Annotated in this window: 26 protein-coding genes, 2 tRNA genes and 1 pseudogene; 12 read left to right on the forward strand and 17 right to left on the reverse strand. The window is 68.6% G+C overall.

What is annotated here, in order from left to right; genetic code table 11:
* Nucleotides 1–30: 30 nt before the first annotated feature.
* On the reverse strand, nt 31–672 hold the full coding sequence (locus ACZ7CF_RS14300) for an aminodeoxychorismate/anthranilate synthase component II (RefSeq protein WP_360397073.1): 642 nt from the start codon (nt 670–672) through the stop codon (nt 31–33).
* 104 nt (nt 673–776) lie between these two features.
* Here ACZ7CF_RS14300 and ACZ7CF_RS14305 point away from each other — a divergent pair, with 104 nt between their 5' ends.
* The 3 genes from ACZ7CF_RS14305 (at nt 777) to ACZ7CF_RS14315 (ending at nt 2,753) form a co-directional block, all read left to right on the forward strand.
* Nucleotides 777–2,093, forward strand: a complete 1,317-nt coding sequence (locus tag ACZ7CF_RS14305) for a ferredoxin--NADP reductase domain-containing protein (RefSeq protein ID WP_360397111.1) — start codon at nt 777–779, stop codon at nt 2,091–2,093.
* 85 nt (nt 2,094–2,178) lie between these two features.
* A complete protein-coding gene (locus ACZ7CF_RS14310) occupies nt 2,179–2,301 on the forward strand; it encodes a hypothetical protein (RefSeq protein WP_470369749.1) in 123 nt (40 codons plus the stop codon).
* Entirely contained in the window at nt 2,298–2,753 is a 456-nt protein-coding gene (locus ACZ7CF_RS14315; RefSeq protein ID WP_470369750.1) for a hypothetical protein, read from the forward strand. The genes ACZ7CF_RS14310 and ACZ7CF_RS14315 overlap by 4 nt, the downstream gene beginning before the upstream one ends.
* Here the strand turns inward: ACZ7CF_RS14315 and ACZ7CF_RS14320 are convergent.
* Both ACZ7CF_RS14320 and ACZ7CF_RS14325 read right to left on the reverse strand, forming a co-directional pair.
* Nucleotides 2,740–2,895 carry a hypothetical protein gene (locus ACZ7CF_RS14320; RefSeq protein WP_360397075.1) on the reverse strand — a complete coding sequence of 52 codons (156 nt, stop codon included), beginning with the start codon at nt 2,893–2,895 and terminating at the stop codon, nt 2,740–2,742. The genes ACZ7CF_RS14315 and ACZ7CF_RS14320 overlap by 14 nt on opposite strands.
* On the reverse strand, nt 2,895–4,106 hold the full coding sequence (locus ACZ7CF_RS14325) for a class E sortase (RefSeq protein ID WP_470369751.1): 1,212 nt from the start codon (nt 4,104–4,106) through the stop codon (nt 2,895–2,897). Before ACZ7CF_RS14325 ends, ACZ7CF_RS14320 begins: the two co-directional genes overlap by 1 nt.
* A 210-nt stretch (nt 4,107–4,316) precedes the next feature.
* Between ACZ7CF_RS14325 and crgA the strand changes: the two genes are divergently transcribed.
* Both crgA and ACZ7CF_RS14335 read left to right on the forward strand, forming a co-directional pair.
* Nucleotides 4,317–4,583, forward strand: a complete 267-nt coding sequence (gene crgA / locus ACZ7CF_RS14330) for a cell division protein CrgA (RefSeq protein ID WP_065915483.1) — start codon at nt 4,317–4,319, stop codon at nt 4,581–4,583.
* Nucleotides 4,584–4,806: 223 nt separating this feature from the next.
* Nucleotides 4,807–5,202 (forward strand): PH domain-containing protein, encoded by a 396-nt coding sequence (locus ACZ7CF_RS14335; RefSeq protein WP_458429830.1) that lies wholly within the window; start codon nt 4,807–4,809, stop codon nt 5,200–5,202.
* A gap of 1 nt (nt 5,203) precedes the next feature.
* On the opposite strand, the gene ACZ7CF_RS14340 is transcribed toward ACZ7CF_RS14335, so the two are convergent.
* Nucleotides 5,204–6,094: a rhomboid family intramembrane serine protease gene (locus ACZ7CF_RS14340; RefSeq protein WP_470369752.1), complete on the reverse strand. Its 891-nt coding sequence runs from the start codon at nt 6,092–6,094 to the stop codon at nt 5,204–5,206.
* Nucleotides 6,091–6,639 (reverse strand): peptidylprolyl isomerase, encoded by a 549-nt coding sequence (locus tag ACZ7CF_RS14345; protein ID WP_360397079.1) that lies wholly within the window; start codon nt 6,637–6,639, stop codon nt 6,091–6,093. The genes ACZ7CF_RS14340 and ACZ7CF_RS14345 overlap by 4 nt, the downstream gene beginning before the upstream one ends.
* 94 nt (nt 6,640–6,733) lie before the next feature.
* On the opposite strand from ACZ7CF_RS14345, the gene ACZ7CF_RS14350 reads away from it, so the two are divergent.
* On the forward strand, nt 6,734–7,300 hold the full coding sequence (locus ACZ7CF_RS14350) for a hypothetical protein (protein WP_360397080.1): 567 nt from the start codon (nt 6,734–6,736) through the stop codon (nt 7,298–7,300).
* On the opposite strand, the gene ACZ7CF_RS14355 is transcribed toward ACZ7CF_RS14350, so the two are convergent.
* Nucleotides 7,301–7,834: a DUF2020 domain-containing protein gene (locus ACZ7CF_RS14355; protein WP_470369753.1), complete on the reverse strand. Its 534-nt coding sequence runs from the start codon at nt 7,832–7,834 to the stop codon at nt 7,301–7,303.
* 110 nt (nt 7,835–7,944) lie between these two features.
* On the opposite strand from ACZ7CF_RS14355, the gene ACZ7CF_RS14360 reads away from it, so the two are divergent.
* On the forward strand, nt 7,945–8,340 hold the full coding sequence (locus tag ACZ7CF_RS14360) for a DoxX family protein (RefSeq protein ID WP_360397082.1): 396 nt from the start codon (nt 7,945–7,947) through the stop codon (nt 8,338–8,340).
* 460 nt (nt 8,341–8,800) lie between these two features.
* Here ACZ7CF_RS14360 and ACZ7CF_RS14365 read toward each other — a convergent pair.
* The 11 genes and pseudogenes from ACZ7CF_RS14365 to dnaA all read right to left on the reverse strand — a co-directional run bounded on the left by ACZ7CF_RS14365 (nt 8,801) and on the right by dnaA (nt 21,270).
* Nucleotides 8,801–8,873, reverse strand: a tRNA-Ala gene (locus ACZ7CF_RS14365).
* Nucleotides 8,874–8,920: 47 nt separating this feature from the next.
* Nucleotides 8,921–9,040 (reverse strand): annotated as a pseudogene (locus tag ACZ7CF_RS14370) (DLW-39 family protein); the annotation flags it as partial.
* A 135-nt stretch (nt 9,041–9,175) separates the two neighbouring features.
* Nucleotides 9,176–9,249: transfer RNA gene (locus ACZ7CF_RS14375), tRNA-Ile, on the reverse strand.
* 74 nt (nt 9,250–9,323) lie between these two features.
* Nucleotides 9,324–10,007 (reverse strand): DUF3566 domain-containing protein, encoded by a 684-nt coding sequence (locus ACZ7CF_RS14380; protein ID WP_360397112.1) that lies wholly within the window; start codon nt 10,005–10,007, stop codon nt 9,324–9,326.
* A 260-nt stretch (nt 10,008–10,267) separates the two neighbouring features.
* Nucleotides 10,268–12,811, reverse strand: a complete 2,544-nt coding sequence (gene gyrA, locus ACZ7CF_RS14385; protein ID WP_470369754.1) for a DNA gyrase subunit A — start codon at nt 12,809–12,811, stop codon at nt 10,268–10,270.
* A 55-nt stretch (nt 12,812–12,866) separates the two neighbouring features.
* On the reverse strand, nt 12,867–14,837 hold the full coding sequence (gene gyrB / locus ACZ7CF_RS14390) for a DNA topoisomerase (ATP-hydrolyzing) subunit B (protein WP_360397084.1): 1,971 nt from the start codon (nt 14,835–14,837) through the stop codon (nt 12,867–12,869).
* A gap of 247 nt (nt 14,838–15,084) precedes the next feature.
* Nucleotides 15,085–15,618, reverse strand: coding sequence for a DciA family protein (locus ACZ7CF_RS14395; protein WP_360397085.1), 534 nt, complete (start codon nt 15,616–15,618; stop codon nt 15,085–15,087).
* 118 nt (nt 15,619–15,736) lie between these two features.
* Entirely contained in the window at nt 15,737–16,843 is a 1,107-nt protein-coding gene (gene recF / locus ACZ7CF_RS14400) for a DNA replication/repair protein RecF (RefSeq protein ID WP_360397086.1), read from the reverse strand.
* A gap of 3 nt (nt 16,844–16,846) precedes the next feature.
* Complete coding sequence (gene gnd, locus ACZ7CF_RS14405) at nt 16,847–17,761, reverse strand: phosphogluconate dehydrogenase (NAD(+)-dependent, decarboxylating) (RefSeq protein ID WP_360397087.1); 915 nt, start codon at nt 17,759–17,761, stop codon at nt 16,847–16,849.
* A gap of 42 nt (nt 17,762–17,803) precedes the next feature.
* On the reverse strand, nt 17,804–18,928 hold the full coding sequence (dnaN, locus tag ACZ7CF_RS14410) for a DNA polymerase III subunit beta (protein WP_360397088.1): 1,125 nt from the start codon (nt 18,926–18,928) through the stop codon (nt 17,804–17,806).
* A 740-nt stretch (nt 18,929–19,668) separates the two neighbouring features.
* Entirely contained in the window at nt 19,669–21,270 is a 1,602-nt protein-coding gene (gene dnaA / locus ACZ7CF_RS14415; protein WP_470369755.1) for a chromosomal replication initiator protein DnaA, read from the reverse strand.
* A gap of 346 nt (nt 21,271–21,616) precedes the next feature.
* Between dnaA and rpmH the strand changes: the two genes are divergently transcribed.
* The 5 genes from rpmH to ACZ7CF_RS14440 are packed head-to-tail and all read left to right on the forward strand — an operon-like array spanning nt 21,617 to nt 24,027.
* Entirely contained in the window at nt 21,617–21,760 is a 144-nt protein-coding gene (gene rpmH / locus ACZ7CF_RS14420) for a 50S ribosomal protein L34 (protein ID WP_030465619.1), read from the forward strand.
* 23 nt (nt 21,761–21,783) lie between these two features.
* Nucleotides 21,784–22,125, forward strand: a complete 342-nt coding sequence (gene rnpA, locus ACZ7CF_RS14425; RefSeq protein WP_360397090.1) for a ribonuclease P protein component — start codon at nt 21,784–21,786, stop codon at nt 22,123–22,125.
* The gene (gene yidD, locus ACZ7CF_RS14430; protein WP_360397091.1) at nt 22,122–22,379 is read left to right on the forward strand and encodes a membrane protein insertion efficiency factor YidD; all 258 of its coding nucleotides are present in this window, start codon (nt 22,122–22,124) and stop codon (nt 22,377–22,379) included. The genes rnpA and yidD overlap by 4 nt, the downstream gene beginning before the upstream one ends.
* A 3-nt stretch (nt 22,380–22,382) precedes the next feature.
* Nucleotides 22,383–23,423, forward strand: coding sequence for a membrane protein insertase YidC (gene yidC / locus ACZ7CF_RS14435; RefSeq protein WP_360397092.1), 1,041 nt, complete (start codon nt 22,383–22,385; stop codon nt 23,421–23,423).
* Between the two features lie 31 nt (nt 23,424–23,454).
* Nucleotides 23,455–24,027 carry a Jag family protein gene (locus ACZ7CF_RS14440; protein WP_360397093.1) on the forward strand — a complete coding sequence of 191 codons (573 nt, stop codon included), beginning with the start codon at nt 23,455–23,457 and terminating at the stop codon, nt 24,025–24,027.
* Nucleotides 24,028–24,079 lie beyond the last annotated feature (52 nt).

Here is a 24,079-nt window from a genome sequence, read left to right on the forward strand (position 1 = left end):
GCGTCGGGAGGGGGCCTCTTCTCGTGTGAGCTACTGGCGGGCCGCGGCGGCGAGCGTGCGCATGCCGTTCTCCAGCTGCGCGACCGTGGCCTCCGGCACCTCGTACCCGCAGACCTTCAGCCAGTTGGCGAGCATCCGGTGGCCGCCGTCGGTGAGCACCGACTCGGGGTGGAACTGCACACCCTCGACCGGGAGCTCCCTGTGCCGCATGGCCATGACGATGCCGGTCTCGGTCTTGCCGGTGACCTCGAACTCGGCGGGGATCGTCTCCGGCAGCACCGTCAGCGAGTGGTAGCGGGTGGCGATGAACGGCTTCGGCACCCCGTTCAGCACGCCGGCGCCCTCGTGGAAGACGATGCTCGTCTTGCCGTGGAGGAGCTCCGGCGCGCGGTCGACGGTGCCGCCCCACACCACGCCGATGGCCTGGTGGCCGAGGCAGACGCCGAAGACCGGCTTGCCGGTGTCGGCGCACTTCTTGATGACGTCGATGCTCGACCCGGCGCGCTCGGGTGTACCCGGACCGGGGCTCACCAGCACGCCGTCGACGCGGTCGATCTCGGTGAGGTCCACCTCGTCGTTGCGCCGCACGACGCACTCGGCCCCGAGCTGGGCGAGGTACTGGACGAGGTTGTAGACGAAGCTGTCGTAGTTGTCGACCACGAGCACGCGCATGAAGAGAGCCTAGTCGGTCCCGTCGAGTGAGTTAGCTCTCGTCTTCATTGAGGTAAGGCTTCCCTAAAATAGGTGTCATGAGTCGTCCCTTGCGCGTCGCTGTGATCGGCGCGGGTCCGGCCGGTGTGTACGCGGCCGACATCCTCACCAAGTCCGACGTCGACGTGCAGATCGACCTCTTCGAGAAGCTCCCCGCGCCGTACGGCCTGGTCCGCTACGGCGTCGCGCCGGACCACCCGCGCATCAAGGGCATCGTGACCGCGCTGCAGAAGGTGCTGGACAAGCCGTCCGTGCGCTTCTTCGGCAACGTCGAGTACGGCGTCGACCTCAAGCTCGACGACCTGCGCCAGTTCTACGACGCCGTCATCTTCTCCACCGGCGCCTCCGCCGACCGCGAGCTCGACATCCCCGGCATCGACCTGCCCGGCAGCTTCGGCGCCGCCGACTTCGTGTCCTGGTACGACGGCCACCCGGACGTCCCCCGCACCTGGCCGCTGACCGCGACCGAGGTCGCCGTGCTGGGCGTCGGCAACGTGGCGCTCGACGTCGCCCGCATCCTCGCGAAGACCGCCGACGAGCTGCTCGTCACCGAGATCCCCGCCAACGTGCACGCGGGCCTCGCCGCCTCCCCCGTCACCGACGTGCACGTGTTCGGCCGCCGCGGCCCGGCCCAGGCGAAGTTCACGCCGCTGGAGCTGCGCGAGCTCGACCACTCGCCGAACGTCGAGGTGATCGTGCACGCGGAGGGCATCGAGTTCGACGAGGCCTCGATGCACGCGATCCGCACCAACAAGCAGGTCGAGATGATCGTGAAGACCCTGCAGGAGTGGGCGATCCGCGACGTCGGCAACCGCCCCCGCCGGCTGCACCTGCACTTCCTCGAAGCACCGGTCGAGGTGCTGGGCACCGACGGCGTCACCGGCCTGCGCACCGAGACGCAGGAGCTGACCGGCGACGGCGGCGTCCGCGGCACCGGCCGGTTCACCGACTGGGACGTGCAGGCCGTGTACCGCGCGGTCGGCTACCTCTCCACGCACCTCGCCGACCTCCCGTTCGACCACGTCTCCGGCACGGTCCCGCACCTCGCGGGCCGCGTGCTCGACCTCGACGAGGTGCCGATGCCCGGCACGTACGTCACCGGCTGGGTCAAGCGCGGTCCGATCGGCCTGATCGGCCACACCAAGGGCGACGCGCTGGAGACCATCACGAGCCTGCTGGAGGACGCCGAGTCGCTCCCCCGTGCCACCTCCCCCTCGCCGGACGCCGTCGTGCAGTTCCTGGAGCAGCGCGCCGTCCCGTTCGTCACGAACGAGGGCTGGCGCAAGCTCGACGCGCACGAGATCGCATTGGGTGCCGAGCAGGGCCGCGAGCGCGTGAAGGTCGTGCCGCGCGAGGAGATGACCGCCATCTCGAACGGCTGAGCCCGTTCTCCGATGAAGCCGCCACCACGCTTGACGTGGTGGCGGTTTCAGCTTTTCCGGTCGCGCCGATGCGGACACCGGGTGCGTGAACACCGATCTCGGTCGCCTGCCGGATGATCGGGAGACCGACGGCGTTCGCGCCGAGATGCGCACGCTGGCGGCCGACGTCGCGCGTGCGGTGGACGAGATCCTGGGGACAAGACCGTGAACGACGACCTGCGCAAACGCTTGGCATTCTTCAACGCCGAACTGACCGACGGCCGGCTCGACAGCAGGGACACCGTGGGGTTCGCCTGCGACCTGCTGCTCGCGGGTCTGGACACCCCGGCGATGCGGGAGCTGGCCGGTGAGTCACCGGTCCAGCAGCGCATGAGCGAGACCTACGACCTGGCCCGGCAGATGCTCGTCGAGCTGGGCGTCGAGCCGATGACCTCGGAGCAGGCCGAGTGGTTCCTCGGCCGGGACGCCGCGCGGAAGGTCCTCGCCGGCGAGCCCCGTGCGGAGTGGAAGGACCGCACGTTCCACATCACGTTCCAGTTCTCGCGCGAGGACGACGACGTCTACTGGGCGTTGGGGCAGTACGACACGGACCCGGAGCCGTTCCGCACCTACGTCCGCGAGTACCTGCGCCTCGCGGAGGCGCACCTCACTGGGTGGTGACGTTGTTGAACGGCAGCAGCGGTTCGGCCCACGGGAACACGACGAACATCAGCAGCGCCACGATGCCGAGGACGAGCACGACCGCCTCGGCGACGCGCAGGAACAGCGGGCCCGGCAGGTGCCGCCAGATCCAGCCGTACATCAGGCCTCCGTCATCTCGGGCGGCACGAAGCCGTCGGCGACCGGGTAGCTCTTGGTCTCGATGGCGTGCACGATCAGGCGCTGCTTGTCGGAGAACCGCGGGTGGCAGGTGGTCAGGGTGAGCAGGCGGGCCTGCTGCTCCGGCGGCACCGCCGCGTTCGGCTGGTGGGGAACCGGGGCGATGACCTCGCCCTGGCTCGGCACCACGATCTCCTGGCCGACGGTCTTGGCGTAGGCCTCGCCCAGCGTCGTGGACAGCGGGGCGATGCCGGTGCAGGCGGCTTCCTTGGCCTTCGGGTTGTTCGCCCAGCCGGCGACCTCGTTCTTCATCGGCAGGACCCGGTAGACGAACCACTGGGTCTGGGTCTGCACGACGATCGCGTTGCAGGACTCCAGCAGGTCGAGGTCGTTGAACGGCGCACCCTTGCCGACGCGGTGCCCCGCGATGGAGAAGTTGCCGGGCTGGCCGGGCTGCGCGGTGTCCTTGTAGTGGCCGGGGCCGATCTCGAGGTGCTTGTCGGTGGTGCCCTCGACGACGGAGAACTTCCAGTCGTTGCCGAAGACGGGGATGTACATCTTCGCGAAGGCCTTGCCCTCGATGAGGTTCAGCTGCGACTGGCGGTTCGGGTCGGCCGGGGGCGGCGTGACGGTGTTCGAGTTCCACTCGGAGTCGAGCGCCGCGGTGACCTCGTCCTGCTTCTGCGCGGAGAACAGGTCGGTCACGTAGACCTCGTAGACGACGAACAGCAGCACGACGAGGCCCATCGTGATGAGCACCTCGCCGAAGCCGCGGACGGCCTTGCGGCGGAAGCTCTCCGGCGGGAGCGCGTCCTTCTCGTCCTCGTCGTAGTAATCGTCGTCGTCGTAGTACTCGTCGTCGTAGTCGTCCTCGACCGGCTCGATGATCTCCGTCGGCGGGTCGACCGGCCGTGGACGGGGGCGCTGCGGTGCTCCTCGGGGCGGGCCCTGGGGTGCGCCGGGGGGCGGGCCGGGCCGCCAGCCGTTCTGCGGGCCGGGTGCCTGCGGGCCGAATGCCCGCGGGCCGGGCGCCGCGCCGCGGGGCACGCCTCCCGGTGGGGTCGGCTGCGGGCCCTGCGGCGGGCCGGGGTGGCGCGGCGGAGCGGTGGGCGGGGGCAGGCTGCCGGAGAAGGCACTGGTGAACTGCGTGGCGTCCGCGGGCGGCAGCGGCTGCGGTGAAGGTGCCGAGCGCACGTGCCGCAGGTCGTCACGACGGGGTGCAGGACGCCGTGGAGGCGGCTGCTGCGGTCCCGAGTTCACCTGAGAACCTCCGCGCGGACTGTGAACGGATTACAACTGCGTCTGCCAGGTGGTTCGCTCACCACCTCGGCTACGTTAACGTGTCTGCTGAGTAGTGCACGTAAACTCGCGCACTCAGAGACATCCACGTCAGGCGAGGACAGCATGCCCAAGTCCAAGGTCCGGAAGAAGGCGGTCTACACCGCACCCACTGACCGCCGTACGCCGGTCAAGGTCAAGGCAGCGGGGCCGTCCCACCCGGTCTACGTCGTCATCATGCTCGGCTTCATGCTGCTGGGCCTCGCGTGGCTCGTCGTGAACTACATCGCGGCCGAGAAGATCCCGTTCATGCTCGAGCTGGGCGCGTGGAACTTCGCCATCGGCTTCGCGCTGATGATCATCGGTCTGCTGATGACGATGCGCTGGCGGTAAGTCCGCCCCCTGTCACGACTGGTCATCGACGGCCCGGACGTTCACTCGTCCGGGCCGATGTTCGTCCATGCCACGTTCACCTGGTTCACGTGGGCGTCACCGAAGCACATGGTTGTAAGTCATCCCCATTGGGGACAACCCCTGTGGACAACTTTGCGCGAAATTGCACAAGCGCCTCTTCCGCACTTCAGTTGTCCACATTTCATGCGGGACACTCGACGCTGTGACTCGCTCCTGGTCCACTCCCGCGCCGCTCGTCGCCGCCGCCTGGGTGTCCGCCGCCCTGCTCGCGTTCGCCACGGTCATCACCACCGAGAACGCCGGCCGTCTCCTCGTCGGGCTGGCAACGCTGCTGGTCAGCTACCTCGCCGCGTTCGCCTCCCTCGCCCGCCCGCGGCTGAGCGCGGACGCGAACGGCATCGCGGTGCGCGGGTTCGCGAGCACCACGCACCTGGCGTGGCACGAGGTGAAGGTCAAGCTGCAGCACACGCGCAGGCTCGGCCGGGAACAGCAGGCGTTGGAGCTCGACGCCGACGACCGTCTCGTGGTGCTCACGAAACTGGACCTCGGCGCCGACCCGGAAGAAGTGGCGAGCGTGCTGCACGCACTGCGCCCGTGACTCAGATCCCGATGAGAGTCCTGAGCTCGCTCGCCCGCAACGCGAACATGCCCGCCAGCAACACGACCGCGGCCGTCACGGCGCCGAGCTGGTAGAGGTTCCGGTTTTCGCGCGGCGCTTTGACCATCGCGAGCGTCAGCAGGCCGCCGATCACGAACCCGCCGAGATGGGCGAGCAGTGAGGCGTTGGTGAAGAGGTTCGACACGAGGTTGATCACCACGATCACCACGACCGTCGAGATGTCGCGCTTCTTGCGCCGCCACACGACGATCAGCGCGCCCATGATGCCGAACACCGCACCGGACGCACCGGCGAGCAGGCCACCGGCCGCACCGAAGTAGAACGCCGCCGCGTTGCCGCCCAGCAGCGCCAGGAAGTAGACGAGGGTGAACCGCAGCCGGCCCAGCTCGGGCTCGACGCTCGACCCGGCGATGTAGAGCACCGCCATGTTGAGCACCAGGTGCCAGAGGCCGATGTGCATGAACCCCGAGGTCAGGATTCGCCACCACTCGCCGTTGGCGACGAGGACGGGCTGGAGCGCGGACTCCAGGAAGATCGCGGAACGCTGGTTCAGCAGCGGGTTGCCCGCCTGCACCGCGGTGACGACGAACGCGAGCGCGTTCAGCACGATCAGCACGGGCGTGACGACCAGGCGTCCGTCGGTCTGCTCGGCCCCCACCAGGGTCTGCGAGCGCCGGCCCGACCTGCGGCCCTCGTTGACGCAGTCGACGCACTGGCTGCCGACGGCGGCCTCGCGCAGGCAGTCCGGGCACGCCGGACGGTCGCACCTCGTGCAGCGCAGCCGGGTGGGCCGATCGGCATGACGTGCGCAGACCGGCATCTCCGGCTGCGCTCCGATCGGCCCGTCCGGTGGGACCAGAGCGTCGCTCACGCGCGTTCGATCGTGACCCGCTCGATCTTGATGTCGTTGACCGGGCGGTCGTTCACGCCGGTCGCCGTGCCACCGATGGCGTCGACGACGTTGCGCGACTCCTGGTCGGCGACCTCACCGAAGATCGTGTGCTTGAAGTTCAGCCACGTCGTGGGCGCCACCGTGATGAAGAACTGGGAGCCGTTGGTGTTGGGCCCCGCGTTCGCCATCGCCAGCAGGTACGGGCGGTTGAACTGCAGGTCGGAGGTGAACTCGTCGGCGAAGCGGTAGCCGGGGCCACCGCGGCCGGTGCCGGTCGGGTCACCGGTCTGGAGCATGAAGCCCGCGATGACGCGGTGGAACAGGGTGCCGTCGTAGAACGGACCCGACTTCGTGCCGCTCGCGTTCGCTTCGGTGTACTCCTTCGAGCCCTCGGCGAGCCCGACGAAGTTCGCCACCGTCTTGGGGGCGTGGTCGGGGAACAGGGTGAGCCGGATGTCGCCCTGCGTGGTGTGCAGGGTCGCCGTCACCTTGGTCCCGACGAAGGATTCATTGCTGTCAGCCACCACCCCATCGTGCCATCACGGGCGGAGATGTTCAGAAACGGGCACGATGGGTACCTCTATTGACATCACCGGACGACAACGTGTGGAGCAGAGGATGGACGAGGTGGACGTCATGACCCGCGCCGGCGAATCGGTTGGCAAGGCTGTCGGCACCGGTCTGAAGGCCGCGCGTGAGGGTGTCGTTCGCGCTGGTCACGTCGCAGAGGTCAAGCTCGCCGAGCGTGGCATCACGACCGACCAGGTCCGCGGCGCACTCGTCGACCGCGCCGACCAGCTCATGGGCAAGGCGGAGGACTGGGAGAAGCAGACCCGCAAGTCCCGCAAGCGCCTCGCCAAGAAGAGCGCTCAGACGCGTGCCGACCTCATGACCAAGGCCGAGGTCGTGCGCAAGGAGGTGCGGAAGGCGGCCAAGCACGCCAGGAAGGACGCCAAGGTCCGCGCCAAGGAGCTCCGCAAGGCCGCGGCGAACCTCGGTGCCGAGGCTCCGAAGCGCCGCCGGTGGCCGTGGGTGCTGGGCCTGCTCATCGCGGCCGCGGCAGCCGGCTACGTCGCACTGACGCGGCGCCCCGAGGAGGTCCACCTGCACGAGGAGGAGCAGGCCCCGCACGCGGAGCCCGTCCTCAACGGCCAGGTCCCGACCCAGAAGGAACCCGTCAAGTAGCTACAAGCCGAGGTTCTTGATCGCTTCTTCCGCGATCCGACGAGCCTTGATCGACTGCTTCTGGTTGGTAGTGACCACGACAGCGGCGTCGCTCTTCGCCACGGCGTAGACGACGCCGCTGTTGCTGCTCACGTACCCCCCGGTCCACCCGGTGGGTGAGTTGGCGGGCTGTGAACCGTCCGGCGCCGCCTCGTTCACGATCTTCTTGGCGACCCCTTGGTCGCCCGCGTACACGCGCACGGTCAACTGGACCTCAGTCGCGTTGGCGTAGAAAAAACACGCCGGGTGCGGTTCGTCCGTTGACAGTTTCACTTTCGGCACCCGCTGCCCGTTCGCCTCGGCCACGAACGTCGTCGGCAGGTAGGGGCACGCGCCGTCCTTCACGGGCTGTGGCGCGGGGGGCACTGCCGGTGCTGCGCTGGTCGTGGTCACGACCGGCGGAACGGACGTGGCGGGCACCGGCACGTTCTGGGCGACCTGGGACCCGCACGCGGCGAGGACGCCGAGCAGGGGCAGCAGCAGTGCTCGTTTCATAGGGGCAACAGTCAACCAGATACCGATGGCGCCTCTACCGGCACACTCTAAATTGGTCCATACCTTTTGTGCCCTGTTACCCGCCCCTCGCCTCGGAAGGACCCGAGACCATGGAGTTCCTGGAGCAACGACGAGAGCACGCCCTGGGGCTGTTCCGCATCGTGATCGGACTGTTCTTCGTCATGCACGGCGTGCAGAAGGTGATGAAGGGAACCGAGCTGCTGTCCTGGCCGGCCGGCCCCATGAGCCTGATCGAGCTGATCGGCGGCGGTCTCATCGTCATCGGCCTGTGGACCCGCTGGGCAGCGCTGCTCAGCTCGGGCGCCATGGCCTACGCCTACTTCATCGTGCACCAGCCGAAGGGCCTGCTCCCGATCCAGAACGGCGGCGAGCTCGCCGCGGTCTACTCGTGGGCGTTCCTCCTGCTGGCCTGCACCGGTGCCGGCGCCTGGTCGATCGACAAGCTCCGCCAGTCCTCGAAGCAGCGCACCCTGGCATCCGCCTGACACACCCTTCACCACCCTTTCGAAGCCCTGTTCGCAACGCCGCGAACAGGGCTTCCGCCTTGCACTCCCGTAAATGGGCCACCGAAGGCGAGCCTGGTGAGTCCTGGCGAAGGAACCGCGAAGGCGAGTCCGACCGGGTTCTCGGCGAAGGGCTGAGGGCGGTGCGCGGCTGAGGGTCCGGCGCGAACAACGCGGCGAGTCCGACGGAAGCCAAGGGCAAGTCCGGCCGGGAATCTGGCGACGCCCAACGCGGGTCTGGCCGGGAAATCCGGTCTGGGCTCGGCCTGGGGGTCCGGCGAGGCCGAAGGCCAGCCGGGCCGGGGGTCCGGGGAGGCCGAAGGCCAGCCGGGCCGGGGGTCCGGGGGCGGAGCCGCCCGGCTGGGGTCTGGGGGCTCGGCCCCCAGAAAACACTCGGAACGTAAAAGGCTCGCGCTCTTTGCGAGCACGAGCCGGTGATACGTGGAGACGAGGGGAATCGAACCCCTAACCCCCGCCTTGCAAAGGCGGTGCTCTGCCAATTGAGCTACGTCCCCGAGACCTTGGGGGCGACGCGGCAGGCCGCCCGCGAGATCGAAGCTCAGTCGGTGGGGGCAGTCGCCTCGCGCCACAGGTCCGCGTCGGCCTTGGCGGAACGGCTGCGCTTCACGAAGAACAGGACCGCACCGGCGACCACGACGAGCGCGATGAGCTTCTTAGCCACTCTGAACCCCTCCAACAAGACTGTGATGGCCCCGACGTACCGCACAGCCTACAGGCTTCGCAGATGTCCAGCCGGGGCTCTGGAACTCGAAATCCAGACAGAAACGATGATGATTCGAGAGAAGTTCGAATCGAGTGGGCCTAGGAGGACTTGAACCTCCGACCTCTTCATTATCAGTGAAGCGCTCTAACCGCCTGAGCTATAGGCCCTCGATCAACTGTCACCCTCTCGGGGCGACGAGGAAGACCTTACAGGATCGTCCTCGCCGCTCCCAAATCGGGGGTCACTCTCGCTCGGAGAGCGTCAACTCCAAGCCACCAGCCAGATCCGCGGACACGTTGTAGACGAACGCGCCGACGGTCGCGAGGGCGGTGAACAGCACGATGTTGACCGCGCCGATGATCGCCGAGACGCCGAAGACGCGACCGGCGCTGATCAGCGGTTCCCCCGGCTCGTTGGCCTGGAGGAGGTCGTTCGCGGTGCTGTTGATCTTGTCCCAGACGCCCATGCCGTGCAGCACGCCGTAGAGCACGCCGACGGCCACGAGCCAGACGAAGAACAGCGCAACGCCGAGCACCAGGGCCAGCTTGAGCACCGACCACGGGTCGACGCGCTTGATCTGGAGCGAGGCGCGGCGCGGGCCGCGGCCGGGACGGCGGGCCGACGGGGTGGACGCGGCGGGGCGTGCGCCGCCCGTGCCGAGGTTCACCGACGTGCGGCTGCTGCCCAGGCCGACCGGGACGGCCGAGCCCCCGACCACGGGCTTCTGCACCTTCACGGTGTCCGGGTCGGTGTCGGGGAACGCCGGGGCGGGCTCCGACGCCGACGGCACGGGCGGTGCGGTCGGGGCCACGTAGGCGTCCTGCTGGGTGCCCTCCGTGTCGTTCGTCACGCGCTGCCAGGGCGGCGGCGTGGTGACGGCCGGCTCCTCCGCCGGTGCGGCGGGTTCGGCGGCCGGCGCCGCCACCGCGGCCGTCTTCTCCTCGGCCGGAACGGCCTTGGCCGTGTCGGCGGAGACCGGCTTCGTCTTGTCCTGGGCCGAGGTGTCCTGCCCGTTCCCACCCGAGGAACCGGAGGCCGCGGGCGCGGTCTTCCCGGCGTCGTCGGCCGACTTCGCCGCGGATTGCGGCGTCGGCTTGGTGATCACCGCGGTCTTGTCCGCGTCCCGGCCTTCGCGGTTCTCGGGTGGAGTCACGAGCTTGTCCTTGGCCTCTCGCTGATGCCCGACTACTCAGCCGAGTCGGTCGGGGTTTCTGCCTGGTCGGCGGCAGAGCCCTCCGCGGCAGACGTCTCACCGTTAACGACGTCGCTGGGCTCATCCGCGTTGCGTGCGACCGCGATCAAAGTGGTGCTTTCGCCGAGGTTCATCAGCCGCACGCCCTTCGTCTGCCGGCCTGCCTTGCGCACCTGCTCGGCGCGGGTCCGGATGACCCCGCCGCTCGAGGTGATGGCGTAGAGCTCGTCGTCGACGTCGACGATGAGCGCTCCGACCAGCCTGCCACGTCGGCGGTCGTGCTGAATGGTCAGCACACCCTTGCCGCCCCGACCCTGGACCGGGTAGTCCTCGATCGGAGTTCGCTTCGAGTACCCACCGTCCGTCGCGACCAAAACGAAGAGACCCTCCTGGACGACGCCGACGGAAAGCAGCTCGTCGTCGGCGTTGAACCGCATGCCCTGCACGCCCGAGGTGGCGCGGCCCATGGGGCGCAGCACGTCGTCGGTCGCGTGGAAGCGGATCGACTGGCCGTCCGCGGACACCATGAGCAGGTCGTCATCAGCCGAGCACAGCACGGCTCCGACCAACTCGTCGTCCTCGCGCAGGTTGATGCCGATTAGTCCACCCGATCGGTTGGAATCGAAGTCGGACAACTTGGACTTCTTGACCAAACCCTTGCGCGTCGCGAGCACGAGGTACGGCGACACGTCGTAGTTCTTGATCTGGATGACCTGCGCGATCTCCTCCTCCGGCTGGAACGCGAGGAGGTTCGCGACGTGCTGGCCGCGGGCGTTGCGGTTGGCCTCGGGCAGCTCGTACGCCTTCGCGCGGTACACCCGGCCCTTGTTCGTGAAGAACAGGATCCAGTCGTGGGTGGAGCACACGAAGAAGTGGGCGACGATGTCGTCCTGCTTGAGCTGCGCGCCCTGCACGCCCTTGCCGCCGCGCTTCTGCGCCCGGTAGAGGTCGGTCTTGGTGCGCTTCGCGTAGCCGGTGCGGGTGATCGTGACGACCACGTCCTCGACCGCGATCAGGTCCTCCATGGACACGTCGCCGTCGAACGGGATGATCTTCGTGCGGCGGTCGTCGCCGAACTTGTCCACGATCGCGATGAGCTCGTCGCGGACGATCTTGCGCTGCCGCTCGGGCTTCTCGAGGATGTCGGCGAGGTCCGCGATCTCCAGCTCGATCTCGGCCAGCTGGTCGATGATCTTCTGGCGTTCGAGGGCGGCCAGGCGGCGGAGCTGCATCTCCAGGATCGCGTTGGCCTGGATCTCGTCGACCTCGAGGAGGTCCATCAGGCCCGTGCGCGCGATGTCCGGGGTCTCGGACCGGCGGATCAACGCGATGACGGCGTCGAGCTGGTCGAGCGCCTTCACCAGTCCGCGCAGGATGTGGGCGCGCTCTTCGGCCTTGCGCAGGCGGAACCTGGTCCGCCGCTGGATGACCTCGATCTGGTGCTTCACGTAGTGGCGGATCATCTGGTCGATCCGCAGCGTGCGCGGCACGCCGTCGACCAGCGCCAGCATGTTGACACCGAACGAGTACTGCAGCTGGGTGTGCTTGTAGAGGTTGTTCAGCACGACCTTGGCCACCGCGTCGCGCTTGAGCGTGATCACGATGCGCATGCCGATGCGGCGGTTCGACTCGTCGGCGATGTTCGCGATGCCGGTGAGCTTGCCGTCGCGCACCAGGGCGGCGATGTTCTCGACCAGGTTGTCCGGGTTGACCTGGTACGGCAGCTCGGTGACGACCAGGATCGTGCGGCCCTTGGCGTCCTCGTCCATCTCGACGACGGCGCGCATGCGGACCGAGCCGCGGCCGGTGCGGTAGGCGTCCTCGATGCCGGAGGTGCCGAGGATCTGGCCGTACGTCGGGAAGTCCGGGCCCTTGATCCGGGCGATCATCGCTTCGAGGGTCTCCTCGTCGGAGGCCTCGTGGTTGTCGAGCGCCCACACGACGCCCTCCGCGACCTCGCGGAGGTTGTGCGGCGGGATGTTGGTCGCCATGCCGACCGCGATGCCGGAGCTGCCGTTGATCAGCAGGTTCGGGATGCGCGACGGCAGGACCGTCGGCTCCTGGATGCGGCCGTCGTAGTTGTCGCGGAAGTCGACGGTCTCTTCCTCGATGTCGGCCAGCATGTGCATGGCCAACGGGGAGAGCCGGCACTCCGTGTACCGCATGGCGGCGGCGGGGTCGTTGCCCGGCGAGCCGAAGTTGCCCTGGCCCTGGATCAGCGGGTAGCGCAGCGCCCACGGCTGCGCGAGGCGCACCAGCGCGTCGTAGATCGCCGAGTCGCCGTGCGGGTGGTAGTTGCCCATCACGTCGCCGACGACGCGGGCGCACTTGTTGAAGCCGCGGTCGGGACGGAAGCCGGAGTCGAACATCGAGTACAGAACGCGGACGTGCACGGGCTTCAACCCGTCACGCACGTCCGGCAGCGCACGACCCACGATGACGGACATCGCGTAGTTGATGTACGAGTTCTGCATCTCCTGCTGGATCTCGACCGGCTCGATGCGGTCGTGGTCCGGCGGCAGAGTCGTCTCGGTCACTGTTCTCTTTCCTTCTCGCCAGAAACGCCAGGACGCCTAGGTGCGCAAGCCGGACTCAGATGTCCAGGAACTTGATGCTCTTGGCGTTGCGGGTGATGAACGAACGGCGTGCCTCGACGTCCTCGCCCATGAGCACGCTGAACAGCTCGTCGGCGGTGGCCGCGTCGTCCATGGTGACCTGCCGCAGGATCCGGTTCGCCGGGTCCATCGTGGTCTCCCACAGCTCCTCGGCGTTCATCTCGCCGAGACCCTTGTACCGCTGGATGTTGTCGTCCTTGCCCAGGCGCTTGCCGCCCTCGAGGCCCGCCTTGATCACGGCGTCGCGCTCGCGGTCGGAGTAGACGTACTCCGGCTCCGCGCGCTGCCACTTGATCTTGTAGAGCGGCGGCTGCGCGAGGTAGACGTGGTTGTGCTCGATGAGCGGCTGCATGAAGCGGAACAGCAGCGTGAGCAGCAGCGTGCGGATGTGCTGGCCGTCGACGTCGGCGTCGGCCATCAGCACGATCTTGTGGTAGCGCAGCTTCGACAGGTCGAACTCGTCGTGGATGCCGGTGCCCAGTGCCGTGATCAGCGACTGGACCTCGGTGTTCTTGAGGACGCGGTCGATGCGGGCCTTCTCGACGTTGATGATCTTGCCGCGGATCGGCAGGATCGCCTGGTACATCGAGTCGCGCCCCTCCTTGGCCGAGCCGCCTGCCGAGTCGCCCTCGACGATGTAGAGCTCGCAGCGCTCCGGCTCGGTCGAGCGGCAGTCCTTGAGCTTGCCGGGCAGGCCGCCGATGTCGAGCGCGCCCTTGCGGCGGACCAGCTCGCGGGCCTTGCGGGCGGCGATGCGGGCCTGCGCCGACGACACCGACTTGGTGACGATCGCCCTGGCCTCGTTGGGGTGGCGCTCGAACCAGTCGGCCAGGTGCTCGTTCGTCGACTTCTGCACGAACGACTTGGCCTCGCTGTTGCCCAGCTTGGTCTTCGTCTGGCCCTCGAACTGGGGCTCCTTCAACTTCACCGAGATGATCGCGGCGAGACCCTCGCGGATGTCGTCGCCGGTGAGGTTGGTGTCCTTCTCCTTGAGCAGCTTCTTCTCGCGCGCGTACTCGTTGACGACGCGCGTCAGCGCGGCGCGGAAGCCCTCCTCGTGCGTGCCGCCCTCGTGCGTGTTGATCGTGTTCGCGAAGGTGTAGACCGAGGCCGTGTAGCCGGTGTTCCACTGCATCGCGACCTCGACCTGCAGGTCCTCGCCCTGCGCCTCGAAGCCGATCACCTTCTGGTGCACGGCCTCGCGCGTGTGGTTGATGTGGCGGACGAAGTCCTCCAGACCACCCGGGTAGTGGTAGACGCGTTCCTTCACCGCGGCCTGGTGGCCCTCGGCGTCGGCCTCCTCGTCCTCCTCCGAGACCCGCTCGTCGCGCAGCACGATGGTGATCCCCTTGTTGAGGAACGCCATCTCCTGCAGCCGGCGTGCGATCGTCTCGACGTTGTACTCGGTGGTCTCGAAGATGTTCGGGTCCGCCCAGAACGTGACGGTCGTGCCCGTCTCGTCGGTCGGCTCGCCCTGGCGCAGGTCGTGCGCGGGCTTCGAGTTCTCGTAGCGCTGGCTCCAGACGTAGCCCTGGCGCTTGATCTCGACCTCGACGGCCGTGGACAGCGCGTTCACCACGGAGATGCCGACGCCGTGCAGACCGCCGGACACCGCGTAGGAGTCGCTGTCGAACTTGCCGCCCGCGTGCAGCACGGTGAGCACGACCTCGACGGTCGGCTTGCCCTCGACCGGGTGCACGTCGACGGGGATGCCGCGGCCGTCGTCGATGACCCGGACGCCGCCGTTGGCGAGCAGGGTGACGTCGACCGTCGTCGCGAAGCCGGCCATCGCCTCGTCGACCGAGTTGTCCACAACCTCTTGGACGAGGTGGTGCAGACCGCGCTCACCGGTCGAGCCGATGTACATGCCCGGCCTCTTGCGCACTGCCTCAAGACCCTCGAGGACGGTGATCGAGGACGCGTCGTACTCATTCTTCTTAGCTGACACGGGCCTGGAGTCTCCTCGCTGATGCGGGCGGGGCCCGCACTGTGTTCCCCGACTTCCCGGGTTGTGGTGACGCTCTCCCCTGATTCTACCGGGGCACACCGACAGAACGGGGTCAAGGACACCTTTGATTCGGTCACAGACGCCCTCAAGCGCGCGTGGATGGGTGCGGACGGCCGAAAAGGGGGTTCAAATCCCCAGGTGAACGCTCATTGAGCCACAGAACGGCCGCTGAGCCCTTGACAGCGGCTCACCCGTAGGTGTCACGCGGACCGCGGCCGGGAACGTGCCTGGGCCCGTGACGCCAGTTGGGTGCGTCGGGGCCTTTGATCCTGAGCCGGGTCACGACACCGTTGCCGACCCCGGCCGCGATCCTCTTCAGCAGGTCGCGCTGGAGCAGGCGCAGCTGGGTGGCCCACGCCGTGGACGACGCCTGGACCGTCAGCTCACCATCACTGAGAGTGATCGGTTGCGCGTGCTCGGCGAGCTCCTCCCCCACCAGCTTCGCCCACCGCCCGAACACCTGGCCGCCCTGCAGCTGCTCGACCCAGCCGCGGTCCGCGGCGATCCGCGACGCGATGCGGCCGATCGCCTGGGGGTCGCGGTCGTCCGGTCCCGGCCCCGACCAGCGCCGACGGCTGCGGTTGACCGGTCGGCCCTTCGCCTTGCTGCCGGGCGTGCGGCCGCGGGCCTTCGCACTGGCCTTCGCGGCCTCCAGCGCCGCCCGCGCGAGGTCCGAACCTCGCAGCTGCTCACCCTCAGGTGTGAATGAACCTGTGGACAAGTCCCGATTTGTGACGGAGTTATCCACACCATCCACAGACTTGTCCCCAGATGTGTGGGCGGACACACCCGATCGAGCTACATCTTGGGGGTCCGTACCCCCGGAGTCAGGCCTTCGCTCAGACACGCCGCACCTCCCCGCCGTGCACCTCGAACCGGGCGCCGCTGAGCTCGTCCGGCACGTCCTCCGCCACCGCGGCGGTGATCAGCACCTGCTCCGCGGCGGCAGCGACCTTCGCGAGCTGCCGGCGCCGGCCGCGGTCGAGCTCCGCGAACACATCGTCCAGCACGAGCACCGGTTCGATGCCGTCGACACGCATGAGCTCGTACCCGCCGAGCCGCAGCGCGAGCGCGAACGACCACGACTCTCCGTGACTGGCGTAGCCCTTCGCGGGGAGCTCGCCCAGCGTCAGCTCGAGGTCGTCGCGGTGCGGGCCGACCAGGCACACCCCCCGTTCGATCTCCTGCCTGCGCACCCGGTCCAGCTCGGCGAGCAGCAGGTCCTCGATGCTCTCCCGGTCCTCCGGCAGGTCGCCGACGCTCGACCGGTAGGAGATGAGCGCCGGTCGCGACTCCGGCGCCACCTCCGCGTAGGCCGTGGTCACGTGGTCCGCCATGTCGCGGACCAGCTTCAACCGCGCGGCCAGCAGCTCGGCGCCGTGCTTGGCCAGGTGCCCGTCCCAGACGTCGAGCGTCGACAGGTCGGCCGACCTGCTGTGCTTCACCGTCTTCAACAACGCGCTGCGCTGCTTCAGCACCCGGTCGTAGTCGCTGCGCACGCCCGCGAACCTCGGCGAGCGCAGCACCAGCACCTCGTCGAGGAACCGCCGCCGGTCCCCCGGATCGCCGCGCACGAGGGAGAGGTCCTCCGGCGCGAACAGCACGGTCCGCAGAATGCCGAGCACGTCACGCGGACGCGGGACCGGCCCGCGGTTGATCCTGGCCCGGTTCGCCTTGCCCGCCGTGATCTCGATCTCGACGAGCAGCTCGCGGTCGTCGTTGACCACGGCCGTCCGCACGACGGCGCGCTGGGCGCCGTGCCGGATCAGGGGTGCGTCCGTGGCGACGCGGTGCGAGCCCAGCGTCGCCACGTACCCGAGCGCCTCGACCAGGTTCGTCTTGCCCTGGCCGTTGCGCCCGACGAGCACCGACACACCGGGCTCGAAGGCCAGGTCGGCCCGCTCCCACGAGCGGAAGTCGCTGACCTGGAGGTGTCTGACGTGCACCCGTTAGCCCTGGGTGCTGCCCGAACCGGACGACGGACCGGCGAGGTGCACCGAGTGACCGCCGAACTGGTTGCGCAGAGCGGCGACGGCGCGCATGGCCGGCGAGTCCTCCTGGCGGGAGGTGAACCGGGCGAAGAGCGCGGCGGAGATCACCGGCAGCGGCACCGCGTTGTTGATTCCCTCCTCGACGGTCCACCGGCCCTCGCCGGAGTCCTCGACGTACCCGCGCAGGTCGTCGAGCTCCGGGTCGGACTCGAGCGCGCGCACCAGCAGGTCGAGCAGCCACGAGCGCACGACCGTGCCGCGCTGCCACGCCGTGATGACGCCGGGCACGTTGTCGACGACATCGGTCTTGTCGAGCAGCTCGAAGCCCTCGGCGTACGCCTGCATCAGGCCGTACTCGATGCCGTTGTGCACCATCTTCGAGTAGTGGCCGGCACCGACCTTGCCCGCGTGCGCGAAGCCCTCCTCGCGCGGACCCTCGGGGCGGAGCGCGTCGAAGATCGGCTGCGCCTGCTCGACGTGCTCGGCGGCACCGCCGACCATGAGCGCGTAGCCGTTCTCCAGGCCCCACACGCCGCCGGACACACCGCAGTCGAGGTAGCCGATGCCCTTCTCCGCGAGCAGTTCGGCGTGGACCTGGTCGTCGGTGAACTTCGAGTTGCCGCCGTCGATGACCAGGTCACCCGGCTCCAGCAGCTCCTTGAGCTCCTTGACCGTGTTCCTGGTGATCTCGCCGGCCGGCACCATCACCCACACCGTGCGCGGTGCTTCGAGCTTGGACACCATGTCCGCCAGCGACTCCGAGTCGCTGACCTCCGGGTTGCGGTCGTAGCCGATCACCTCGTGACCGGCACGGCGCACCCGCTCGCGCATGTTGAAACCCATCTTGCCGAGGCCGACGAGTCCGAGCTGCACGGTGTTCTCCCCTAACGTTTCTGGTACCCGGTAAGGGTTTTCTCAGCCGGGAAGGCGGACGGGCATCAGCAGGTACAGGTAGCCCGGCGCCACGTTCCCATCCTCGTCCACCGGCTTCAGCAACGCCGGTCGGCTGGGTGTGGTGAAGGACAAGTGGACCTTCTGCGTGCGGACGGCACCGAGGCCGTCGAGCAGGTAGCCCGGGTTGAACGCGATCGTGACCGGCTCGCCGGTGTACTCGACCGGCAGCTCCTCCTCGGCCGACCCCTCGTCGTCGCCACCGGCGGACAGGCGCAGGCCGCCGTCCACGAACTCGAGGCGGACCTGGGTGCCGCGCTCGGCGACCAGCGACACGCGCTTGATCGCCTGCTGCAGGGCGTCGATGTCGATGATCGCCGCGGCCGAGTGCTCGGAGGGCAGCAGCTGGCGGTACTTCGGGAAGTCGGCGTCGAGCAGGCGGGTCGTCGTGCGCTTGCCGGAACCGGACAGGCCGAGCAGCCCGTCGTTGGCCGCGAGCGACATCTCGACCTTGCTGCCGCCGGAGCCGAGCGTCTTGGCAGCGTCGCCGAGGGTGCGGGCGGGGACCAGGACGGCGACCTCGCCGAGGGACGCGTCGGGCTCCCACGGGAACTCGCGCATCGCCAGGCGGAACCGGTCGGTCGCCACGAGGGTCAGCTTGCCCTCACCGATCTCGACCCGGACGCCGGTGAGCATCGGGAGCGTGTCGTCCTTGCCGGCCGCGACGGCGACCTGGCTGACCGCCTCGCCGAAGACCTCGCCGGGGAGCTCACCGATCAGCTGCGGCATGGACGGCAGCGCGGGGTAGTCCTCGACCGGCATCGTCGGGAGGCTGAACCGGGCACTGCCACAGCTGATCGTCATGCGAGCACCGTCGACCGCGATCTCGACGGGGTGGTTCGGGAGCGCCTTGGTGATGTCGGCGAGCAGACGGCCGGAGACGAGGGCGCGGCCACCGTCGGCGATCGTGGCGGGGACACCGACCTGGGCGGAGACCTCGTAGTCGAACCCGGAGACGGTCAGCGAGTCTTCCGATTCCGCGTCGAGCAGCACGCCGCCCAGCACGGGAACGGGCGGACGGGACGGGAGGCTGCGTGCGACCCAGGCGACGGCGTCGGCCAGGCCGTCGCGCTCGACGCGGATCTTCATGAGGCGTCCTTTCCTCGACAGTCGACAAGCCCGACCACGACAACGTGCCAGTGGGGGTGGGGGAGCCTCGTCCCGGCCTGAGTGTCCTCGATGGCCGAGGGCGGAGCACCACGGTAGAGCGTCCTGGCCCTCCGCGTCACTTCGGGGTTCGGGCACCGATCCCCGGGAGCCGTCCACGCTGTTTTGCTTTTGAAGAACTTCTCTTGAAGAGATCAACAGCAGTAACAGTAGGGGCTGTGGATTGTGTGGACATCCCTTGAACGCCCAGGTCAAGACACCTCACCCCATGTGGACTACAGGGGGATGGCACCCGGGGACAAACCGGCGCACCCGGGGACAGCCAGTTGTACACAGGTCTCGATCCACAGATCGTCCACAGTTGTCCCCGGGTGCGTCCCCGGGTGCGGGGCAGTTGTACCCGGGTGTTCAACAGGCTTTCGTGGCCGGATCGTGGCCCGGGTCTCACACTTTTCCAGTTGTCCCCACCCCTTCGAGTGCGCGGGCAGACGATGTTGCCCGCTCCGCACCCGGTTGGACCTCCTCCACGCCTCCTCCACCTGGGCCCGGCCGCCCCTCTCCACCCGGGTCGCGCGGCGCTCCCCCGTCCCCTCCCTGGGTGTGCGGGGACCTCGCGGCCGCTCCCGCCTGGGTGAGAGCTCACCGCGTGGCGCGGACGCGGCGCGAAGAAGAAGGGGTCCCTCCGCGGTGGAGGAACCCCTTGGCGTCTTACCCGGGTGGGATCAGGGAGCGTGGCGGGCGCGCTGCTTGATCCGGGAGGTGAGCTCCTGGACCTGGTCGTAGATGCGCCGGCGCTCTGCCATCTCCTTGCGGATCTTCTTGTCCGCGTGCATGACGGTCGTGTGGTCGCGGCCGCCGAACGTCTGACCGATCTTGGGCAGCGACAGGTCGGTCAGCTCGCGGCACAGGTACATGGAGATCTGCCGTGCCTGCGCGAGCGCCTTCGTCTTGCCGGGACCGCACAGGTCGTCGATCGAGACGCCGAAGAACTCGGCGGTGACCGCCATGATCGTCGGGGCGGTGATCTCCGGCGCGTGCGAGTCCGGGATGAGGTCGCGCAGCACGATCTCGGCGAGCTGGATGTCGACCGGCTGGCGGTTGAGCGACGCGAACGCCGTGACGCGGATGAGCGCGCCCTCCAGCTCGCGGATGTTCCGCTCCACGCGGGAGGCGATGAACTCCAGCACGTCGGCCGGGGCCGCGAGCCGGTCCTGGGCCGCCTTCTTGCGCAGGATCGCGATCCGGGTCTCCAGCTCGGGCGGCTGGATGTCCGTGATCAGGCCCCACTCGAACCGCGTGCGCAGGCGGTCCTCCAGCGTCTCCAGCCGCTTGGGCGGCCGGTCGCTCGACACCACGATCTGCTTGTTCGTGTTGTGGAGCGTGTTGAACGTGTGGAAGAACTCCTCCTGCGTGCCTTCCTTGCCCTCCAGGAACTGGATGTCGTCCACGAGGAGGACGTCGATGTCCCGGTAGCGGCGCTGGAAGGCGACCTTGCGGTCGTCGCGCAGCGAGTTGATGAAGTCGTTGGTGAACTCCTCGGTCGACACGTACCGCACGCGCATGCCGGGGAACAGGCGCTGGGCGTAGTGCCCGACGGCGTGCAGCAGGTGCGTCTTGCCGAGGCCGCTCTCACCCCAGATGAAGAGCGGGTTGTAGGCGCGGGCCGGTGCTTCGGCCACCGCGACCGCGGCGGCGTGGGCGAACCGGTTCGAGGCGCCGATGACGAACGTGTCGAAGTTGTACTTCTCGTTCAGCCGGGTCTGCGACGGCGACGGGTTCGCGGGCCGGGTGTACGGCATGTTCCCGTTGGGCGGTGCGGCCGTGGCCGAGCTCGCGGAGTTGAACGTCGGCCAGATCTCGGTGACGGCGGCGAGCGCGTCGCCGGCTTCGTCGACCTCGTCCGAGTCGCTGCCCTCCGCGGGCTCCGCACCCTCGTCCACGGGGCCGGGCGTGTCGCCGGTGACGACGACCGGAGGGACCGGCGCGACCGGAACGGGCTGCACCACCTGCGCCGCTTGGACGGCGTGGACCGAGATCGGCGCGGTCGGCGGGCTGACCGGTTCCGGGGAGTCGACCTTCACCGCCAGCGAGACGGAACGGCCGAGCCTGCGGGACAGCGCGTCGGTGATCGGGTCGCGCAGCGCGCGTTCGATCGCCTCTTTCGCGAAGTCGCTCGGTGCGGCGAGCAGGGCGGTCCCGTCCAGCAGACCGATCGGACGGGTGACCCTCATCCACGCGCGCTGCTGAGGGGACAGGTGGCTCGCGGCCAGCTCCTGCACCACCTCGGCCCACACGTGACCAAGGTCGACCTGCTGGTTCGACACCCCGCGCTCCCCTCCCCTCCACCGGAGTCCGTGACTCCACATGTGGACACGGAGAATAGAGGTATCCACAGAGTTATCCACAACTGTGCACTAAAAGGTGCGTTGTGTAGCCGGTGCTGGCGGCTCCCACACCGGCCCGGCACGCGCGAGGGAAGAACGGTAACAAGGGTGCGGGCGCCCGACAAGACGTGGCTTGGCCCACCCCGATTTGGTCGCGGCACCCGGGGGTGCGTACCCTCAGATGAGTCTCCCGCTTGCGACGGGCGCCTTTCGCGCGCCTACGTCTACTGCCGTCGGGGACGACCACAGAGGCTTTGTCAGCAGTGAAGCACCGGGAGAACCGACCGTGAGCAAGGGTAAGCGCACCTTCCAGCCCAACAACCGCCGCCGCGCGAAGACGCACGGCTTCCGGCTGCGCATGCGGACCCGCGCCGGCCGCGCCATTCTGGCCGCGCGCCGCAGCAAGGGCCGTGCCACGCTGTCTGCCTGACAGCTGGTAAGCGCAGCGTCGTCGTGCTTCCAGCGGCCGCCCGGCTCACCCGCAGCCAGGACTTCGGCCTGGTGGTTCGCCGAGGCCGCCGCGCTGGACGGCCCCGGTTGGTCGTCCACGCCTTGACGCCAGACGTGCCCACCTTGGATTCGTCCAAGGTGGGCTTCGTCGTGAGCAAGGCCGTCGGCAACTCCGTCGTTCGCCACCGCGTCTACCGCCGCCTGCGGCACGTGGTGCGCGAACACCTCTCCGGCATGCCCGCCGGAACTCTCGTCGTGGTGCGTGCGTTGCCTTCTGCAGCGGTGGCGTCGAGCGCCGACCTGGCCGCCGACTTCTCCTCCGCTCTGCGGAAGGTGCTGCGATGACCACGTTGCCCGCGAAGGTCGCGCTGTTGCCGGTGCACTTCTACCGGCGTTTCATCTCGCCCCTGCTGCCGCCCACGTGCCGCTTCTACCCGAGCTGCAGTGCGTACGCGGTGGAGGCGTTGACCGTCCACGGGGCGTTCCGCGGAACCTGGCTGACCATCCGCCGGTTGCTGCGCTGCGGACCCTGGCACCCTGGAGGCCTGGACCCGGTACCGCCGAGGCGGCAGGTCCCCGATGTATCCACCGAGGAGTAGCTCGTGCTCAACTTCATCTACTACCCGGTGTCCTTCATCTTGTGGTGTTGGCACTGGGTGTTCGGCAAGGTGTTCGGTGAGTCGAGCGGCTTCGCCTGGGCGCTGTCCGTCATCTTCCTGGTCTTCACCCTGCGCGCCATCCTGTTCAAGCCGTTCGTCGGCCAGGTGCGCTCCATGCGGCGGATGCAGGAGTTCGCCCCGGAGATGCAGAAGATCAAGAAGAAGTACCCGAACGACCGCCAGCGCCAGGCGCAGGAGATGCAGAAGCTGCAGTCCGAGCACGGCGTGAACCCGCTCGGCGGCTGCCTGCCGATGCTGGTGCAGATCCCGGTGTTCATCGGTCTGTTCCACGTGCTGCGGTCGTTCAAGCCCGGCTGGGGCGAGGTCTACTTCTTCGACAAGCAGGGCGTCGACTCGTTCGTCAACGCCAAGCTCTTCGGCACCAACCTGTCGACGTTCATCACGATGCCGGCCGACCAGCTCGCGCAGTTCGGCACCGAGCGCCTGAACGTCATCCTCGTGTCCGTGCCGCTGATGATCGTGGCGTCCATCGCGACCCACTTCACGGCCCGCCACTCGGTCGCCCGCCAGAACCAGGCCGCGCTGGACAACCCGCAGACGGCCATCATGAACAAGCTGACCCTGTACTTGTTCCCGATCGGCGTCCTGGTCGGTGGCTTCTTCTTCCCCGTCGCGATCCTGCTGTACTGGCTCTCCAACAACGCGTGGACGCTCGGCCAGCAGTACGTCGTCTACCGCCGCATCGACGCGGAGGAAGAGGAGAAGAAGGCCACCGCGGTGACCACCCGCCAGGCCCTCGCTCCCAAGCCGGGCGTGAAGCCGGTCAACCCGAAGAAGCCCGCACCCGGCGTCAAGCCGGCCAACGGTGCGAAGCGCATGCCGACCGCGGGCCCCGGCGGCTCGCCGGCCGCGCAGAAGCCGGACTCCCCGGCCGACGTGAACGGCAACTCCAACACCGAGATTCCCGGCCTGACCCCAGGCCGATCCACCAGCAAGAAGCCGGGCAGCAAGAAGCGCCGCTGATTTCGGGCGTTCGCCCCGGAGAGGAGACATCGTGTCGGAGACCTTGCAGGCGACCGACGTGGAGGCGTCGTCGTCGGACGAGGCCGAGCCGCAGTCGGAGACGCAGTCAGAGTCGGAGTCGCAGTCGCCGGGCAAGACCGAGGACCTGCTCGTCCAGGAAGGCGACATCGCGGGTGACTACCTCGAGCGCCTGCTGGACCTGCTGGACTACGACGGTGACATCGACCTGGACGTGGAGGGCGGCCGCGCGGTCGTCAGCATCGACGGCGGCGAGGACCTCTCGAAGCTCGTCGGCCCCCGCGGCAACGTGCTCGAGTCGCTCCAGGAGCTCACCCGCCTCGCCGTCCAGCAGGAGACGGGCGTCCGCTCCCGCCTGATGCTGGACATCGCCCAGTGGCGCGCCGGCCGCCGCGCCGAGCTCGCCGAACTCGGCCGCACCACCGCGGAGAAGGTCGCCGCATCCGGCGAGCGCGCCCGCCTGCACCCCATGACCCCGTTCGAGCGCAAGGTCGTGCACGACGCCGTGGCCGCGGTCGCGGGCGTGCACAGCGAGAGCGAGGGCGAGGAGCCGCAGCGCCGGGTCATCGTCTTCCCGAAGCCGTGATGCTCTGAAGGTTCGGCCCTACGGCCCCTGGTTCCGGTTGGAGCCAGGGGCC

The organism is Lentzea sp. NPDC036955, assembly GCF_055608005.1.